At 62.4% G+C, this 16,632-nt stretch carries 19 protein-coding genes and 2 pseudogenes; 13 read left to right on the top strand and 8 right to left on the bottom strand.

Annotation, left to right across the window (positions count from 1 at the left end; genetic code table 11):
* Window positions 1-43: 43 nt before the first annotated feature.
* A complete protein-coding gene (locus NWV16_RS18400) occupies window positions 44-1,123 on the bottom strand; it encodes a patatin-like phospholipase family protein (RefSeq protein ID WP_260520214.1) in 1,080 nt (359 codons plus the stop codon).
* A gap of 145 nt (window positions 1,124-1,268) precedes the next feature.
* On the opposite strand from NWV16_RS18400, the gene NWV16_RS18395 reads away from it, so the two are divergent.
* From NWV16_RS18395 to NWV16_RS18380, 4 genes are read left to right on the top strand one after another with little or no spacing between them, the layout of a single operon-like run.
* Window positions 1,269-1,577: a PepSY domain-containing protein gene (locus NWV16_RS18395; RefSeq protein WP_260520213.1), complete on the top strand. Its 309-nt coding sequence runs from the start codon at window positions 1,269-1,271 to the stop codon at window positions 1,575-1,577.
* Window positions 1,577-1,888: a PepSY domain-containing protein gene (locus tag NWV16_RS18390; protein ID WP_260520212.1), complete on the top strand. Its 312-nt coding sequence runs from the start codon at window positions 1,577-1,579 to the stop codon at window positions 1,886-1,888. The genes NWV16_RS18395 and NWV16_RS18390 overlap by 1 nt, the downstream gene beginning before the upstream one ends.
* 3 nt (window positions 1,889-1,891) lie before the next feature.
* Window positions 1,892-2,560, top strand: coding sequence for a response regulator transcription factor (locus NWV16_RS18385; RefSeq protein WP_260520211.1), 669 nt, complete (start codon window positions 1,892-1,894; stop codon window positions 2,558-2,560).
* Window positions 2,557-3,870 (top strand): ATP-binding protein, encoded by a 1,314-nt coding sequence (locus NWV16_RS18380; RefSeq protein ID WP_260520210.1) that lies wholly within the window; start codon window positions 2,557-2,559, stop codon window positions 3,868-3,870. Before NWV16_RS18385 ends, NWV16_RS18380 begins: the two co-directional genes overlap by 4 nt.
* A gap of 40 nt (window positions 3,871-3,910) precedes the next feature.
* Here the strand turns inward: NWV16_RS18380 and NWV16_RS27850 are convergent, their stop codons facing one another.
* Complete coding sequence (locus tag NWV16_RS27850; protein ID WP_404820941.1) at window positions 3,911-4,666, bottom strand: methyl-accepting chemotaxis protein; 756 nt, start codon at window positions 4,664-4,666, stop codon at window positions 3,911-3,913.
* A gap of 102 nt (window positions 4,667-4,768) precedes the next feature.
* Window positions 4,769-5,380: pseudogene (locus NWV16_RS27845) on the bottom strand (HAMP domain-containing protein); the annotation flags it as partial.
* Between the two features lie 992 nt (window positions 5,381-6,372).
* Between NWV16_RS27845 and NWV16_RS18370 the strand changes: the two are divergent.
* The 3 genes and pseudogenes from NWV16_RS18370 (at window position 6,373) to NWV16_RS27835 (ending at window position 9,565) form a co-directional block, all read left to right on the top strand.
* Window positions 6,373-7,689, top strand: a complete 1,317-nt coding sequence (locus tag NWV16_RS18370) for a Na+/H+ antiporter family protein (protein ID WP_260520208.1) — start codon at window positions 6,373-6,375, stop codon at window positions 7,687-7,689.
* 193 nt (window positions 7,690-7,882) lie between these two features.
* A pseudogene (locus NWV16_RS27840) lies at window positions 7,883-8,659 on the top strand (cache domain-containing protein); the annotation flags it as partial.
* Window positions 8,660-8,743: 84 nt separating this feature from the next.
* Entirely contained in the window at window positions 8,744-9,565 is an 822-nt protein-coding gene (locus tag NWV16_RS27835) for a methyl-accepting chemotaxis protein (protein ID WP_409519390.1), read from the top strand.
* A gap of 21 nt (window positions 9,566-9,586) precedes the next feature.
* Here NWV16_RS27835 and NWV16_RS18360 read toward each other — a convergent pair whose 3' ends face one another.
* Complete coding sequence (locus tag NWV16_RS18360; RefSeq protein WP_260520206.1) at window positions 9,587-10,522, bottom strand: LysR family transcriptional regulator; 936 nt, start codon at window positions 10,520-10,522, stop codon at window positions 9,587-9,589.
* Between the two features lie 111 nt (window positions 10,523-10,633).
* Between NWV16_RS18360 and NWV16_RS18355 the strand changes: the two genes are divergently transcribed.
* From NWV16_RS18355 to NWV16_RS18345, 3 genes are all read left to right on the top strand, one after another.
* Window positions 10,634-11,122: a DMT family transporter gene (locus NWV16_RS18355; protein ID WP_260520205.1), complete on the top strand. Its 489-nt coding sequence runs from the start codon at window positions 10,634-10,636 to the stop codon at window positions 11,120-11,122.
* A 4-nt stretch (window positions 11,123-11,126) separates the two neighbouring features.
* Window positions 11,127-11,582 carry a DMT family transporter gene (locus NWV16_RS18350; protein WP_260520204.1) on the top strand — a complete coding sequence of 152 codons (456 nt, stop codon included), beginning with the start codon at window positions 11,127-11,129 and terminating at the stop codon, window positions 11,580-11,582.
* A 69-nt stretch (window positions 11,583-11,651) separates the two neighbouring features.
* Window positions 11,652-11,819 (top strand): metallothionein, encoded by a 168-nt coding sequence (locus NWV16_RS18345; protein WP_082302398.1) that lies wholly within the window; start codon window positions 11,652-11,654, stop codon window positions 11,817-11,819.
* A 23-nt stretch (window positions 11,820-11,842) separates the two neighbouring features.
* Here NWV16_RS18345 and NWV16_RS18340 read toward each other — a convergent pair whose 3' ends face one another.
* Window positions 11,843-12,115, bottom strand: a complete 273-nt coding sequence (locus NWV16_RS18340; RefSeq protein ID WP_260520203.1) for a hypothetical protein — start codon at window positions 12,113-12,115, stop codon at window positions 11,843-11,845.
* Window positions 12,116-12,153: 38 nt separating this feature from the next.
* Window positions 12,154-12,381, bottom strand: a complete 228-nt coding sequence (locus tag NWV16_RS18335; RefSeq protein WP_065259393.1) for a DUF6555 family protein — start codon at window positions 12,379-12,381, stop codon at window positions 12,154-12,156.
* Window positions 12,382-12,518: 137 nt separating this feature from the next.
* Here NWV16_RS18335 and NWV16_RS18330 point away from each other — a divergent pair, with 137 nt between their 5' ends.
* The 3 genes from NWV16_RS18330 to NWV16_RS18320 all read left to right on the top strand — a co-directional run bounded on the left by NWV16_RS18330 (window position 12,519) and on the right by NWV16_RS18320 (window position 14,557).
* Window positions 12,519-13,307: a helix-turn-helix domain-containing protein gene (locus tag NWV16_RS18330; protein WP_260520202.1), complete on the top strand. Its 789-nt coding sequence runs from the start codon at window positions 12,519-12,521 to the stop codon at window positions 13,305-13,307.
* 89 nt (window positions 13,308-13,396) lie between these two features.
* Window positions 13,397-13,570 (top strand): DUF1427 family protein, encoded by a 174-nt coding sequence (locus NWV16_RS18325; protein ID WP_082302397.1) that lies wholly within the window; start codon window positions 13,397-13,399, stop codon window positions 13,568-13,570.
* 30 nt (window positions 13,571-13,600) lie between these two features.
* Window positions 13,601-14,557 carry a zinc-binding alcohol dehydrogenase family protein gene (locus NWV16_RS18320; RefSeq protein WP_260520201.1) on the top strand — a complete coding sequence of 319 codons (957 nt, stop codon included), beginning with the start codon at window positions 13,601-13,603 and terminating at the stop codon, window positions 14,555-14,557.
* Between the two features lie 3 nt (window positions 14,558-14,560).
* Here the strand turns inward: NWV16_RS18320 and NWV16_RS18315 are convergent, their stop codons facing one another.
* Both NWV16_RS18315 and NWV16_RS18310 read right to left on the bottom strand, forming a co-directional pair.
* Window positions 14,561-15,583, bottom strand: coding sequence for a purine-nucleoside phosphorylase (locus NWV16_RS18315; protein WP_260520200.1), 1,023 nt, complete (start codon window positions 15,581-15,583; stop codon window positions 14,561-14,563).
* Window positions 15,584-15,597: 14 nt separating this feature from the next.
* On the bottom strand, window positions 15,598-16,557 hold the full coding sequence (locus NWV16_RS18310; protein ID WP_260520199.1) for a nucleoside-specific channel-forming protein Tsx: 960 nt from the start codon (window positions 16,555-16,557) through the stop codon (window positions 15,598-15,600).
* Between the last annotated feature and the right edge of the window lie 75 nt (window positions 16,558-16,632).

The raw sequence follows: 16,632 nt of genomic DNA, 5'->3' as shown, positions 1-16,632 counted from the left end.
CGGGCAGGCGGCGAGTCTACCAGAGCTGCGGGCAAAACACTGACTAAAGGGTCAGCAAGCGCTCGGCGAGGCGACCATTGGCAGTCAGTTCGAGGAACTCGTCGCCCAGCCGGCGGCTTTCGTCCATCGCTGTGCGCCAGTACTTCTGCCGGCTCGGTGCATCGCCCATGAAACGCTTGAAATCGTTACGGTCGGGGAGTTTGCCGTAGGGCAGGCGCGTCAGGTATTCCTTCGACGGCGCCAGCAACAGCACGTCCTGCAAACGCTCGGTCGAGGCCTTGCGCCAGGGCAGGGTCTTGTCGAACCAGCCCGGAATCACCCGGTCGGTGAAGTGCGGGTAGAGCACGATGCCGTCGCCGCTGTAGGGCAGGTCGAGGTGATAGTCCAGCAGGCCGCCGTCGCGAAATGTGCCGGCACCGGCACCCGGCAGGTCACGCACGCCTTCCATGACCATCGGGATCGACCCCGAAGCCAGCAATGCCTGGCGCAGGTTACCGGCGTTGAGGGCGACGAAACGCGACGGGAAATCGTTCAGCGCATGCACCGGCGGCGCCAGGCGCGGGTCGTGGATGATCAGCCGTTCGAAGTGCCGCGACAGCCGCGCGCGGCCCCGCAGGTTGTCGGCGATCACCGAACCCAGCGCCAGCCCGAGCCGGCCACGATGGTCGTCCGCCAACCCGCCGTGGCTTTTGACCACCATGATGTTCAAGCGGTAATGAGCGTTGTCGAGCAGCACTGCATCGCGCCCGTCCAGCAGGTCGTCGAGCATGCGCTGCGAACTGCGGCTGACTTCGCTGATGGTCACGCCTTTGTTGAAGTTCTGCTCGGTGTACAGATGACCGAGGCGGCGAATCCCTTCGGCGGCATCCGGCAGACAGGCGCTGGCGAAGCGCCAGGAACCCACCGACGCACCGATCAGCGAACGCTCACGCGGTGCCGCCGGCAGCCACTCGCCGAACAGAGCCAGATCCAGTCCCTGAATCCCCAGCGCTTTCGGCCCGCCGGCTGCACCGGGCAGGGTACCGACGTCGGCGGCATTCAGGCCCTGGTTGCGAATGCGTGCCATGGCACGAGGGCCGGCCTTGAGAGTGAGTGCAGGGAACTTGATGTGGATGGCGGTCATACCGGTCTCGATCGTTAGCAAGCGAAAGATTATAAGCACATGTTGCCGGCCTTGCTGAAGCTGGCCCGATGATGGCCATTCAGTTTCAGTTAAGTTCGCACCGTTAGGGTGCTGTCCATAGCGGCACTGACAACGCGGAGACTCCATGAAAACCCTGACTGCCCTGAGCCTTGCCTCGCTCATCGGATTGAGCGCCAGCCTGGTCCAGGCCCGGGATCTTGTCCCGGACGAAGCCCAACGATTGCTCGACGCTGGTACTATCGTGCCTTTCGAGCAACTCATTGCCACGGCGCTGGCCAGGCATCCGGGCGCCACCATTACCGACGCCGAGCTGAAAGAGAAGTATGGCAAGTACCTCTATCAGGTCGATCTGCGCGATCCGCAGGGACTGGAATGGGATGTGGAGCTGGATGCTGTCAGCGGGCAAGTGCTCAAGGATCATCAGGATACGTAATGAAGCTCAGTGCTCGTGCCGGCGGTCGAACCGCGTTGGCGCTTTTGATTGTCTGTTCAGTGGCCGGGGCTCGCGATCTCGATCAGGACGAAGCCCTGCGCCTGCGCCAGCAGGGGGTGATCCTGCCGCTGGAGCAGGTGCTGCATAACGCAATGGATCGCTATCCCGGCGCCAGACTGCTGGAGGTCGAGCTGGAAGAAAAGCACGACGTCTACATTTACGAAGTCGAGTTGGTGACCGTCGACGGCGTGACCCGTGAACTTCATCTCGAAGCCGCCACCGGCCGTTTACTGAAAGACAAGGAAGATTGAGCGATGCGTTTACTTCTGGTGGAAGACCACGTCCCTCTGGCCGATGAACTGATCGCCGGCCTGCAGCGTCAGGGTTATGCCGTGGACTGGCTGGCGGACGGGCGTGACGCGATTTATCAAGGCTGCAGCGAACCCTATGACCTGATCGTTCTCGATTTGGGCCTGCCGGGTGTGCCGGGCCTTGACGTGCTGGCGCAATGGCGCGCCGGCGGGCTGGCGACGCCGGTGCTGATCCTCACGGCCAGGGACTCCTGGGCCGAGCGCATCGAAGGCCTGAAGGCCGGCGCCGATGATTACCTGACCAAACCTTTCCATCCGGAAGAATTGTACTTGCGCATTCAGTCGCTGCTGCGCCGCTCCAAGGGACAGGCCAACCAGCCGACGCTCAAGGCCGCGGGGCTGCACCTGGACGAAGGTCGTCAGTGCGTGGTGCGTGACGGCGCCGATATTCAACTGACCGCCGCCGAATTCCGCCTGCTGCGCTATTTCATGCTGCACCCGGAACAGATTCTTTCCAAAAGCCACCTCGCCGAACACCTCTACGACGGTGAGACCGAGCGCGATTCCAACGTGCTGGAAGTCCACGTCAATCACCTGCGGCGCAAACTGGGCAAAAGCGTGATCGAAACCCGTCGCGGCCAGGGTTATCTGTTCGGCGGGCAGGCTTCGTGAGATCGATCCAGCGCCGCTTGAGTCTTGGCCTGATCAGCGTGATGGTGGTGGTCGGCGTGGTGCTGGCGCAAGTCAGCCTGTGGCTGTTCGAGGTGGGGTTGCAGCGTTATCTCGAAGCCGGCCTGCGCAACGACAGCGAAAGCCTGCTGGTGGCGCTGGTGCGTGGTCCGCAGGGCTTGCAACTGGATGAGCGACACCTGTCGCCGGCCTATCAGCGGCCGTTTTCCGGCCATTATTTCCGCATCGACTTTGCCGACAGTCATTGGCGTTCGCGCTCGCTGTGGGATCAGGACCTGCCGCTGTTGCCGCAACCGGGTCTGCACAGCAACCTGCAACTGGGGCCGGACGGACAGCAACTGTTGGTATTGCGCTCGGACTATCGACGGCTTGGCCAGTCGATCTCGATCAGCGTGGCTCAGGATTACACCCCGGTGCGCGAGAGCTTCCAGCGCATGCGCCAGATCGGTCTGGGTCTGGGGCTGGCCGGATTGCTGCTGATCCTGATTCTGCAGCGCCTGACCGTGCATCGGGCCTTGCGTCCGCTGGAAAAGGCCCGCGAACAGATTGCCCAGTTGCAGCAGGGCCAGCGTTCGCAGCTCGATGAACAAGTGCCGGCGGAGCTGGAACCGCTGGTGGCGCAGATCAACCATTTGCTGGCCCACACCGAAGACAGCCTCAAGCGTTCGCGCAACGCACTGGGTAATCTGGGGCATGCGCTGAAAACCCCGCTGGCGGTGTTATTGAGCCTGGCCTCGAACGAACAGCTCGATGCCCATCCCGAGTTGCGCAGGATCCTCAAGGAACAGCTCGAGCAGGTGCAGCAACGACTGAACCGCGAGCTCAACCGTGCGCGGCTTTCCGGCGATGCGTTGCCGGGGGCGCTGTTCGATTGCGATGCGGAACTGCCTGGGTTGCTGGCGACGTTGAGCATGATCCACGGCGAACACCTTTCGTTGAACTACGTCGCGCCGACCGGGCTGCAATTGCCGTGGGACCGTGAGGACCTGCTGGAACTGCTCGGCAATCTGCTGGACAACGCCTGCAAATGGGCGGATGCCGAGGTGCGGTTGAGCGTGGTCGAGACGGCTGAAGGTTTTGTGCTGAGCGTGGAAGACGATGGGCCGGGGATTCCCGAGGCGCAGCGCGATCAGGTGTTCAGCCGGGGCACGCGGCTGGATGAACAGACCCATGGGCATGGATTGGGGCTGGGGATTGTGCGGGATATCGTTGAGACGTGGGGCGGGGTTCTGGTGCTGGGGGAGAGTGAGTGGGGCGGGTTGAAGGTTGAGATTCAGTTGCCTCGGCGGTGAACCCGCCCCCACAGGAGTCTGAGGTGAGCGGGTTTGAGCGTCAGACCCGAAACTGGTCCATCAAACTCTGCTGCTGATTCGCCAGGCTATTGAGCGACTGACTCACCCGCGCCGATTCATTCGCCTGCCCCGACAGCGACTCCGTCACATCACGAATCGTCGCCACGTTGTTGTTGATCTCTTCGGCCACTGCGCTTTGCTCCTCGGCGGCGCTGGCGATCTGCAGGTTCATGTCGCTGATCACGGTCACCGCATCGCCGATCTGGCGCAGCGCGGTCACGGCCTGGCCGACCTGTTCGACGCTGCCCTGAGCCTGACGATGACTGTTGCCCATGGAGCCGACCACGTCCTGGGTGCCGCTTTGCAGTTGTTCGATCACCTGGCGGGTTTCTTCCACCGACTCCTGAGTGCGGCGGGCGAGGTTGCGCACTTCGTCGGCCACCACCGCAAAGCCACGTCCGGCTTCACCGGCACGGGCGGCTTCGATGGCGGCATTGAGCGCCAGCAGGTTGGTCTGCTCGGCAATGGCGCGGATGGTTTCCAGCACGGTGCCGATTTTTTCGCTGTTGGCGGCCAGGCCTTCGACCTGCACCATGGCGGCGCTCATGTCGGCGGCAAGATTGTCGATGCTGGCGGTGGTGCGGTCGATCACGGTCAGGCCCTGGCGGGTGGCACGGTCGGCATCCTTGGCCGCTTCGGCCGCTTGCGCGGCGCTGCGGGCCACATCCTGGGCGGTGGCGCTCATTTCGTGGGACGCGGTGGCAACCTGATCGACCTGACGGTATTGCTGCTCCATGCCGGCGCTGGTCTGGGTCGCGATGGCCGAAGACTGGTCGGCCGTGTTGCGTGCGTCCTGCACCGAGCGTTTTACCTCGGCGATGATCGGTTGCAGCTTGTCGAGGAAGCGGTTGAACCAGCCGGCCAGCTGACCGAGTTCGTCTTTCTTGTCATAGGCCAGACGGCGGGTCAGGTCGCCTTCGCCGCTGGCGATGTCTTCGAGCATGTTCGCCACGCCGAGGATCGGTCGGGTCACGCTGCGTGCCGTCAGCCAGACCAGCAGCAGGCCGAGCAGGGCGGCGAGGACGCCGAGGCTCAGCTCGATCAGCGTGCCGGAGGTGTTGCTGGCATCCAGTTGCTGCTTGAGTGCTTCGGCGCGGCTGACCAGGACTTTTTCCGGCACATCCAGCAGCACGCCCCAGGACGGGCCGCCAGGAATCGGCTGGAACGGCGACAGCACTTTCAGCTGCGCGTTGCTGTGCAGGCTGCTGACGGTTTTGCTCGACGTCAGCAGGCGCAGCAGTTCAGCGCCGCTGGTGGTGTCCACGGCATCGAGGCGCTGGCTGAGCTTGCCGGCGTCCGGGCTGTAACCGGCGAGCAGGCCCACCGGGCTGATGATGCTCACGGCAGTCTGGCCGTCATAGAGCTTTTTGCTTGCGCCCTGGCTGATGGCCTGCAGGCTGTTGAGGTTGATGTCCACCGACAGCGAGGCGATGACTTTGCCGTTGACCATCAGCGGGAACACGATGCTGGTCATCAGCACCTTTTGCCCGTCGATCACATAAAAGTAGGGTTCGATCACGCACGGTTTGAGCGTGGTGCGCGGGCAGGTGAACCAGGCGTTGGCGGCCTGGCCGCTGGGGCCGGTGCTGGTGTCGGCCATGTCGCTTTCCGGCAGCGCCATCGAGGTCAACTTGCCCGGGGTCGGCTGTGACCAGTACAGGGCGAAGCGGCCCTTGTCGTTGCTGCCTAATTCACTTTGTCCGGCGAATAGCTCGTCCTTGCCGTCCAGCGCGTTGGCTTCGAACACCAGCGACAGGCCGAGCAATTCCGGGTTGGCCTGCAATGCGGACTTCACCTGACGGGTCATGTCCTCGCGCAGGTCGAAGGCATCGAGGAAGCGCTTCTCGGCCTGTTCGCGCAGGAACAGCACCTGACGTGAGAAGCCGTGGCCATATTGATAGGCGTCCATGAACTGCTGGCGAATGCCCGCGGCCTGAACCTCGCCCTGGGATTCGATGCGAGCCTGGGCCGACTCGGTGAGCATCTCCATGCTGGAGGCTTTGACCAGTTCAGAACTGTGCTCCATGCGATACAGCGAAAGACCCACCAACAGGGTCACGATACCGGCCAGGCACAGGCCGGCGAGCAGGGTGATTTTCCATTGGATGGAAAGTTGTCTGAGCGACATGGAAACGTCCTTATTCGATAAATATCTGAGACTTTGCACTGTAACGGCCGCGTTTCGACTTTCTTTATGGCGCAAAGGCAATATGGCGAATTGACGCACTTTGTGGCGGATATGCCGTTGTCGCCGGTTTGATCATGGAAAGTTACACAGTGACGCGACCGGTCGCTTTGACACTGCGCCCGCTCTGCGGCACAGTGCGCGCCCTTCTAATAAGACCCTCCATGCCAATCCGCTGGCGACCTTCGTGGCTTGCCGGGCGGACTCATCCTGTCTGGCGGTGAATGGCTTTACCGTCGTGTTTTTGAGGTAGTGAAATGAATGCAGTGATTGCTGCGGTCGGCGTCATGCTGATCCTCAGCCTGTCCCGTGTGCATGTGGTGATCGCGTTGATCGTCGGTGCGCTGGTCGGTGGCCTGACCGGCGGCCTGGGCATCGACGCCACGCTCAAGGCGTTCAACAGTGGCCTGGGCGGCGGGGCGACGGTGGCGTTGTCCTATGCCTTGCTGGGTGCTTTCGCCGTGGCGATCGCCAAGTCCGGTCTGGCCCACGCGCTGGCCGACAAGGCCCTGGCCATGGTCGACCGTCAGCACGCATCCGGCGGCGGCAGCGTCAAATGGTTGCTGATCGGCCTGCTGTGGGTGGTGGCGATCGCTTCGCAAAACATCCTGCCGATCCACATTGCGTTCATTCCGTTGCTGGTGCCGCCGCTTTTGTATGTGCTGACCAAGCTGCAACTGGATCGTCGGTTGATCGCCTGCGTCATGACCTTTGGTCTGATCACGCCGTACATGTTTCTGCCGGTGGGCTTCGGCAACATTTTCCTCAACGAAATCCTGCTGGCCAACGTCGCCCGCAGTGGTGTGGATGTCAGCGGCATCAACGTCACTCATGCGATGGGGATTCCGGCGCTGGGCATGCTGGCCGGCCTGGGCATGGCTTTCATCAGTTATCGCAAGAAGCGCGTCTACGATCTGGGAAAAATCGAACAGGTCGAGCAAGTGGCGGTGCGATACAACCCGCGCAGCCTGATGATCGCCGGTGTTGCCATTGCAGCCGCTTTCATCATTCAGTTGCTGCTGGACTCGATGATTATCGGTGCCTTGTCCGGCTTCCTGATCTTTTCGGCATCAGGCATCGTCAAATGGCGCGAGACGGATGACCTGTTCACCGAAGGCATGAAGATGATGGCGATGATCGGCTTCATCATGATCGCTGCCTCCGGTTTCGCCGAGGTAATGAAAGCCACTGGCGAGGTGCAGACGCTGGTCGAGTCTTCAGCGTCGTGGATCAACCACAGCAAAGGCATCGGTGCCTTGTTGATGCTGCTGGTCGGATTGCTGGTGACCATGGGCATCGGCTCTTCGTTCTCCACTGTGCCGATCCTGGCGGCGATTTTCGTACCACTGTGCGTGCAACTGGGTTTCAGCCCGATTGCCATCGTCTGCATCGTCGGTACGGCCGGGGCGCTGGGCGATGCCGGTTCGCCGGCCTCGGACTCGACCCTGGGCCCGACCTCCGGCCTGAACATCGACGGCCAGCATCACCACATCTGGGACACCGTGGTACCGACCTTCCTGCACTACAACCTGCCGTTGCTGGCGTTCGGCTGGGTGGCCGCGATGGTCCTGTAACAACCAAATTCCCTGTGGGAGCGGGCTTGCCCGCGATGGCGTCCGCACATTCAATATTTGTGTGACTGAAACACCGCTATCGCGGGCAAGCCCGCTCCCACAAGGACATGAGGTGTCTCCAGACTCAACTTTTGCTTTCGCGTGCCGTTAACGCCTTTAACCACGCCAATAAAACCAAAAGAGTGAGCCCCCCATGCGCCTGAGCCTCAAGGCTAAAGTCCTGTCCCTTGCCGTCCTTCCGGTCTTGCTCTTTGCGCTGGTGATCAGTCTGACCACGCTGTTCATTCTCCAGGAACAGGCGCACAAGGAAGTCGAACAGACCCGCGAGCGTCTGCTCGGCGACGCCAAGGCCACCCTGGCCAGCTATGTCGCGGTGGCCATGACCACCATCAAGCCGTTGTACGACGCTGCCGCCCCCGGTGATACCGACGCGCGGGCGCAGGTGATCAAGTTGCTGTCGGGCATCAAATACGGCAAGGATGGCTATTTCTTCGGTTACGACTCCGAGACCGTGCGCCTGTTCAAGGCCAACGATCCCGAAGGCGTGGGCAAAAGCTTCAAGGACAACCGTGACCCGAACGGCGTCTACGTCAACCGCGACCTGGTGAAAGTGGCGAAGGATGGCACCCACTACCTGCAATACAGCTCGCCGCTGCCGGGCAATGCGCAGGTGCTGGTGCCCAAACTCGGTTACACCGAATACCTGGCGAAGTGGGACATGGCGGTCGGGACGTCGGTCAATCTCGACGGCATCGAGGCGCAAGTGGCGCTGGTGCAGGCTCAGGTTCAGGAGCGCATGGAAGGCGTGGTGCTGAGCATCGTCGGCGTGGCGGTGATTGTGTTGCTGGTGATCGCAGTGGCCGGGCTGGTGCTGGCCAATACCATTCTGCGGCCGCTGAACCTGATGAAAGCCAACCTCGATGACATTGCAGCGGGTGAGGGCGACCTGACCCGGCGCCTGATCCTCGCCAGTCAGGACGAGCTCGGCGAACTGGCCGGTTCGTTCAACCGCTTTGTCGACAAGATCCACGGCCTGGTGCGGCAGATCACCGAAATGACCACGCAACTGACCGGACTGGTGAACCAGGTGTCGGATCAGGCCCAGCGCTCCGATCAGGCCATGGAACGCCAACGCCACGAGACCGATCAGGTGGCCACGGCGATCAATGAAATGTCCGCTGCCGCACAAGAAGTCGCCAAGAGCGCGCAGAATGCTGCGGTCGCCGCACAGCAGACTGACGAAGAAGGCCAGACCGCCAAGCGCGTGGTGGCCGGCAGCATCAGGCAGATTCATGCGCTGGTGGACGACATCCGCAGCAGCGGTGTGTCCCTCGACAGCCTGCAACAGGACGTGGCGTCGATTGTCGGCGTGCTCGGGGTGATTCGTTCGATTGCCGAACAGACCAACCTGCTGGCCCTCAACGCCGCGATCGAAGCCGCAAGGGCCGGCGAGGCCGGGCGTGGGTTTGCGGTGGTGGCGGACGAGGTGCGGGCGCTGGCTTCACGCACGCAGATCAGCACTCAGGAAATCCAGGGCATGATCGACCGCTTGCAGGCCGGCACACAGTCGGCGGTCGAAGCGATGCGCCGCTCCAGCGAGGCCGGTGACGGTACGTCGGCCCAGGCGAATCAGGCGGGGGCATCGCTCGACGCGATGGCGGACTTGATCGCGACCATCAACTCGATGAACGCGCAGATCGCCAGTGCCGCCGAAGAGCAGACGGCCGTGGCCGAAGAGATCAACCGCAGCGTGCATCAGATTGCGGTGGCGGTGGATAACGTGGCGGACGAGACCCAATTGGGGGCGCAGACGTCGCGCAGTCTGGCGGAGTTGGGGCAGCGGTTGGGCAAGTTGGTGGGCCAGTTCCGGATCTGACGGCGTTGCCGGGGCAGACCGTCAGGGTCTGTCCCAATACGGCACCTCTCCAAAGCACTCAACAAAGAAATCAATCACCGTCCGCACCTTCACCGACAACCGCCGGCTCCCCGGCCACAGCACGGCAATCTGCTGCGGCTCGACACTGTTCGACACCTGATACGCCCCCAGCACCGGCACCAGCGTACCCTCGCGCACCGCCTCGCCGATCAGCCATGACGGAAACATCACCAGCCCCAACCCTTGTACCGCGGCCTGGGTCAGAGTGTCGGCGTGGTTGCCGGTGATCGGGCCCTTGACCGAATACGGCGTCCACTCGCTCTGATCCCGCCGGAAGAACCAGCGCTGCTGGCCTGTCGCGCCCTTGTACGCCAGACACTGGTGGCGGGCGAGGTCTTCGGGATGCTGCGGTGTGCCGAAGCGCTTGAGATACGCCGGACTGGCCGCAACCTGAAAGCGGTGCGGCGCGAGTATCCGGGCCTGCATGCTCGAGTCGTGCAACGGGCCGATGCGAAACAGCAGATCGGCGCCTTCCTGCAACGGGTCGATGTAGTGATCGGTTTGCTGGATATCCAGTTGCAGCTTCGCAAAGCGCTCGCACAAGCGGCCCAGCCAGGGTGTCAGATGGCGCTGGCCGAACACCACCGGAGCGTTGATCCGCACCAGTCCGGTGGGTTCGCTTTGCTGTTCCTGCAATGCCTGTTCGGCTTCCTCCAGTTGCACCAGCACCAGCCGTGCATGGTGACCGAGCATGCGCCCGGCTTCGGTCGGCGTGACCGCGCGGGTATGGCGGTAGAGCAGTTGCTGATTCAGCGCCTGTTCCATTAACTGGATCTGCCGGGAAATCGACGAGGGCGCCACGCCTTCGCGCCGGGCGACCTCGGAAAAACTGCCGTGATCAAGCACCGCCACAAACAGCCTTAGCGCCTTGAATCCCAGTTCGTTGAGCCCGTGCATTGCGTGTCCTGCTGTGCGAATTGCGCAAAAGTGTTGTCAGGATGCTCCCATTTATCGCACAGCCGCGCCAGCCGATAATCCGCGCCATCGTTTCCTTCAGAGGTTTTGCAGATGCAGTCGTTTGATGAAGTGGTTGCTGCGCCGGCACCTGTCGCCCGGCCCGGATTGCGCTGGTTGCTGCTGCCGCTGGTGATCCTGGCCGGCATGGGCCTGTCGGTGGAGGCCGGGTTGCTCGGGCCGCTGGGTGAACAGGTCGGGCATTTGTGGGCGACCTTGAGCATTTTCGGTGTCGGCTCGGCGATTCTGTTTTTGCTGCTGCTGTTTGCGGGGCCGCAAACAGGCCCGGCGTTGACCGACCTGCCGCGCTGGCAGTTGATCGGCGGGTTTCTGGGGCCGATGTATGTGGTGGTGCTGACCCTGGCCACGCCGCATATCGGCATCGCCATGACGATGATTGCGATTCTGTCCGGGCAGGTGGGCAAGAGTGTGCTGATCGATCATTTCGGCTGGTTTGGTGCCACGCGCAAGAAGGTCAACGGCGAGCGCTGGCTGGCGCTGGGGTTGATTGTGGCGGCACTGATTTTGATTGCGCGGGGTTGATGAGATGAGTCTGGCGATTTTGTTGGCGGTGGTGGTGTTGGCCGGTGCGGTGTTGAGTGTGCAGGCGGCGATCAATGGGCGTCTTGGGGAAACCGTTGGAGTGTTGCGCAGCAGCCTCCTGACGTTCGTGGTCGGCGCTGTCAGTACGGGGCTGCTGATCCTGTTTTTCGAGCCTGCCCATGCGGTCAGCCTGCTGGACGTGCCGAAGTGGCAGCTCACCGGGGCGTTGTTCGGCGTGGTTTACATGATGGTCATGGTGGGTGCGGTGCCGCGCGTCGGTACGGCGGTGGCGACGGTGGCGGTCATCGTCGGGCAACTGGGCATGGGGATGTTGATCGACAATTTCGGTTGGCTGGGCAACCCCGCCATCGAGTTGTCGGGGGCACGGATTCTGGCGATGGCCTGTCTGGGGCTGGCGTTGGTGTTCATGTATCGCAGCAGTGTGCGGCAGGTGGACTGACAGCTTCTACACTGGTGGTACGGCCTGCTTTTGAGGCCTCAGACAACCACCACCGAAGGAGTCTGTCCCATGCCAGATAGAAAATGCGATTGCCCGGGCTGTAATTGCAAGATCAAGGAAGGCGACCATTCTTATGTGGCGCACGGCAAGCACTATTGCTGCGAAGCCTGTGCACATCACCATAAGGGCGGCGAAGAATGTTCCGGCAAGGGATGCCACTGCGCGCATCCGAAGTAACGGAAGGCATGAAAACGTGGAGCCTAGTCAGGCTCCACTTCCAGTTTCAGGCTGTCATCGTCCAGCCGTTCGATATGGCGGACGGTACCTTGCAGCCGACGGCCTTCAACGCTGACCACGACGGTTTTGGCTTTTTCGAGGTCTTGCGGCAGGGGCGCCGGGACCCGCAGGGCGAAGCGGAAGGGATCGTGTTCGACAGGCTCCAGCCCCACCGGACAGTCGACGCTGCGGGTCATGCGGCCAAAGAGCGTGTCCAGACCATAGTCCAGATGCGCCGGGCTGCTGATGGTCGTCATGTGTGTTCCCCCCGAAGAGTCCCCGCCTTCGCCACAGCTTAGCTTGCCGGGCGCCACGTCACGTTTTCCACGCCGAATTTTTCTGCCATCGGCTTGCTGGTCTTTTGCACTTTCTCCCGGCCGAATCGCGGGATGCGGCCGACCCCTGCGTCGCAGCTTGCCCAGTGCCACGCCTCGGTGTTGTCCATTCTGTCCGAGCGGATAATGAACGACTTGGGCGCGCCGTGAAGGGTGTATTCGATGACAAACAGTTTTGCGTTGTTCATAAAGCCGGTCTTCCTCCCTGTGGTAATAGAGGGATCGCTGCGTCTCGGGAAAATTCACTCGGATTGTCCGACGGTATCTATCGATGGCGAGGGACCGGGCTGACTGGTTACCATGACGCCTTCGCCAATCCCGATGAATGTTGCGCATGGCCCTCGCCGCACCTCCTGACCTCACTGACACTGACGTGCCCGTACAACCGCTGTCGCGCACCTATCCGCGCGGGTTGTTCATCGAACCGCACGAGCATGTCTGGGGCCAGTTGCTGTATGCGATGAGCGGAGTGATGTGGGTCGAAACTCCGCACGAGGCGTTGGTGGTACCGCCGCAGCGGGCGGTGTGGTTGCCACCGGGCGTGCCCCACGGGATCCGGGTGGTGTCGGATTTGCAGATGCGCAATATCTACCTGCGCCCGGCGCTGGCGGCGACGTTGGACGAAACCGTGCAGGTGATCGAGGTCGGCGGTCTGCTGCGCGAGCTGATCGTCGGGCTGGTGGAGCAGGGCGACCACGGCGATGCCGAATATTACGAAGCACTGGTCGGGCTGGCGCTGCTGGAGCTCAGACGCGCCAGGCGTTCGCAGTTGAAGATCCCGCTGCCGGACGACGCCGACCGGCGACTGATGAGTTTGTGTCAGGCGGTGATGGCTGCGCCGTCGCTGGACATTCCCTTCGAGCAACACGCCGGGAACGCGGGGGCCAGCGTGCGAACGTTGGCGCGGCTGTTCAAGGAAGGTCTGGGCATGGGCTTCGCCGAATGGCGGCGTCAGGTGCAACTGGCGACGGCGGTGGCCGAATTGATACAGGGCGTACCGGTCAGCGCGATTGCCCGGGAGCTGGGGTATTCACCCAGCAGTTTCAGCGACATGTTCCGCCGTGAACTGGGTGTCGCGCCTACACAATTCAGTACCGGACCGCTTTCAGGCTGATTTGGCCGAAATTCAGAAGTCCTTGGCCGGTGTCGGTCGCCTCCTTTCCCTAGACTCTGCCCATTCCCTTCATGTGGCGGAGTGATCTCATGAACTACCTGATTTCCCTGGGCATCGGTCTGGGCGTCGGCCTGCTATATGGCGCGTTGGATTTCCGTTCCCCGGCGCCACCGGCCATCGCGCTGGTCGGGCTGCTGGGCATGCTGGCGGGCGAGCAGTTGTGGCCGCTTGGGCGACAACTGGTCAATGGCTGGCTGTCCTGAATTTCCTTTTTTCATTCGGTGGATGAACTCATGAAAGCATTGCAATTCGATAAAACCGGCGATCTGTCCTCACTGCGCTTCGTCGAGGTACCGACGCCGGTGCCTGGGGCCGACGAAGTACTGGTGCAGATCAAGGCGGCGGGACTGAACCCCAGCGACGTGAAGAACGTGCTCGGGCGTTTCCCCTACACCACGCTGCCACGCATTCCAGGCCGGGACTTTGCCGGCGTGGTGGTCGAAGGTCCGCAGGCGCTGATCGGTCAGGAAGTCTGGGGCACCGGGCGAGAGCTGGGCTTTTTCGCCGATGGCTCCCATGCGCAATTCGTCAAGCTGCCGGCCAGTGGCGTGGCGCATAAACCGGCGCATTTGAGTTTCACCCAGGCCGCCAGCCTCGGTGTGCCTTACACCACGGCGTGGGATGCGCTGGAGCGCAGTCTGGTGAATGCCGAAACCCGTTTGCTGGTGATCGGTGGCGGGGCAGTGGCGACAGCGGCGCTGGCGCTGGCCAAGGTGCGTGGTGCGCAGTTGCTGGCGGCGGCGCGGCGGCCGGAGCAGGTCAAGGATTTGCAGGCGCAGGGTTATCAAACGCTTCAGCTGGATAAACCAGAAGAACTCGGCGCGCAGGTCAACGCGGTATACCGTGGCGGCGCCGACGTGATCTTCGACACCACCGGGTTCTGGCTGCCGGCCTCGGTGCCTGCGCTGGCACCGTTCGGGCGCATCGCGATCATCGCCGCGCCGGTGGACGGGCATGTACAACTGCCGGCACTGGCGCTGTATCGCAAGGGTGGCTCCGTGGTCGGCATCAACTCCTTGCTGTACGGCGTCGAGGCCTGTGCGGCGATGCTGGAGCAGTTCGGCCGGTTCTTCGACGAAGACCGACTGCCACTGCCGCAAGGGCTTGTCGAAGCGCCGCTGGCCGATGGACTGGCGCGGTATGCCGATGTCAATCAGGGCAGCGGCGACAAGGTCATCCTGATGCCTTGATCCTCAGGCTTCAGGGACACCGTGCTCCCACGCCGACCAGTGCTTGAGGATGTCCTGCACCAGCGGATTGCCTGCGCGATAGAGGTTTTCCAGCGCCGGCACGAATCCGCCCTGATCGGCGTACTTGAGCAGGTTGTCCACTTCGCTGCCGCCCGGCGCCGGGCGGTCGAAGTCGGAGCCGGCACGCACCACGGCCACGCGCTGCACGTCCACCAGGCCTTCACGGCTGGCGCGCAGCAAGGCTTCATAGGTGGAGTTGTCTTCCTGTTGGGTGGTGCAGTATTCGCCCTTGTTGTCGGTCAAGAGCCGGGTCCAGACCTCGGCGCGTTCGCTCAGGCGTGTGCCTGAGAACCAGGTGTTGCCCGCCAGCGTGTCGCAACGGGTGACCACCGGCGGCTGATTGGCCGGTGCCGCCGGGTATTTCAGGCGCCATGCCGCCGATTCCCGGCTCTCGCTCAGTTGTACCTTGTGGCTCAGGGCGAAAGCCTTGGCCTGTAGTTTCGGGTTGAGTTCGAAGACTTCGGTCTTGTAGTCCAGCGGCGGTTTTTCGTTGGGGCCCTTGGTGTTGATGCCGAGGTAACCGGTCGGCCAGCTCGATGGCGCATCCCGCGAGTCCAGTTCCCATTGGGTGCCGAACTCCACCAGATAGTGCGCCCAGGCGGCGGTGCCGATGGTCCCGTGTTTCGGGCTGACGCCGGCAATCCCGGCAATCAGGAAGTAGCTTTTGCGCAGGTCGAATTTCGGTGACAGCGCAAGGGCCAGGGTCGAGGCTGCAGCATTGGTCTGGCCCATGCCGGTGGTCATCAGGCACACCTGCTGCGTGTTGCAACGAATGGTCGGGTACTCGGCCGACAGGCCCGGTACGCGGATTTCCTGCTTGAGTTCCAGGCGATCGATCCAGTGCTGCGCCTCCGGGGCGAACATGGTGATCAGCACCACTTTCGGTTGAATTGGCGCCTCAGTGGCCCAGGCGGTAGAGCAGAGCAGGGCCGCAGCGGCCAGTGATACACGCATCATTGCTTTCATGTTTGCTCCCAAGTTCAGAACTGATAACCGATGCCGGCGTAGTAACCCCAGCCGTTGGAACGTGCGCGGAAATTGCCGTCGCCGAAATTCAGCTCGCTGCCGTCCTCCCAGTTGCCGCCGTTGTGGAAGTAACGGCCGACCAGGGTGAAGCGCAAGTGCGTGAACGAGTACAGCAACACGTTGGTCGCCACCGTGGCATTGGCGGTGCGCGCCGGGTTGTCCTTGTGCAGGTCCGAGCCGAAATCGAAGTTGGTGAAGCCAATGTAGGTCAGCGAGGCACCGTTGCTGAATTTGTCGATCGGCACGATGTACTTGAGCTGGGCGCGGTAGCCGTCCCATGAGTATTCGTTGCTGGCGCCATAGTTTTCCCACTGGTAGCGCCCGTACAGGTTGGCCGACAGATTGACTCGCGAACGAGTGTCGATATCGGTGCCCAGACCGCTGTACAGCGTGTTGGCGCGGTTCTCTTTGCGGCTGCCGTGATCGTAGATCCAGTCGAACGCCACGTACCATTCCTTGAACGGCCCGATGGCCAGGCTGCGGCCGGCAAGGTAGTCGATGGAGATGCGCGGTTCATGCTCCATGAACACCGGCGAGCCGTGATCCCACACGCCTTTGTCATGGCTGTTGCCGATGTTGAAGATCTTCGGGATGTCGATGTAGCCGTACAGCTCGAACGGGCCCTTGCGCCCGAAATACTCGTATTCCAGGTAGATATCGTCGGCCGGTTGCGGGCCGAAGCTGATGTCCTTGCTGCCGATCAGCATCAGGTCCTGGTTGTACCAGTCCGACAGATAAGCGCCTTTTTTCGGCGGGCTGGCCTCGGGGCTGAGGGCTTCGCCCTGAGCTGATTCTTCGGGCAAGGCAGGTTGTGAAAGCGCTGGCTGGCTGAGAACTGCGGTAACGCCGGCCAGTAGCAGGGAAACAGCGAACGGGCGCGCAGCACGTCGGCGGCGGCAGGAAGAAGCGTGCATTCAAAGTCCTTTTTGCGGATCAACGCCCGGATTTGCGGGCCTGTATGGTTTTGTAACGAAAATGAGGTCAACGGC

This window comes from Pseudomonas sp. BW7P1, assembly GCF_024981055.1.
Classification (GTDB): domain Bacteria; phylum Pseudomonadota; class Gammaproteobacteria; order Pseudomonadales; family Pseudomonadaceae; genus Aquipseudomonas; species Aquipseudomonas bananamidigenes.
Note: the sequence above shows the minus strand (reverse complement) of the source record. Positions and strands in the feature narration are given on the sequence as shown.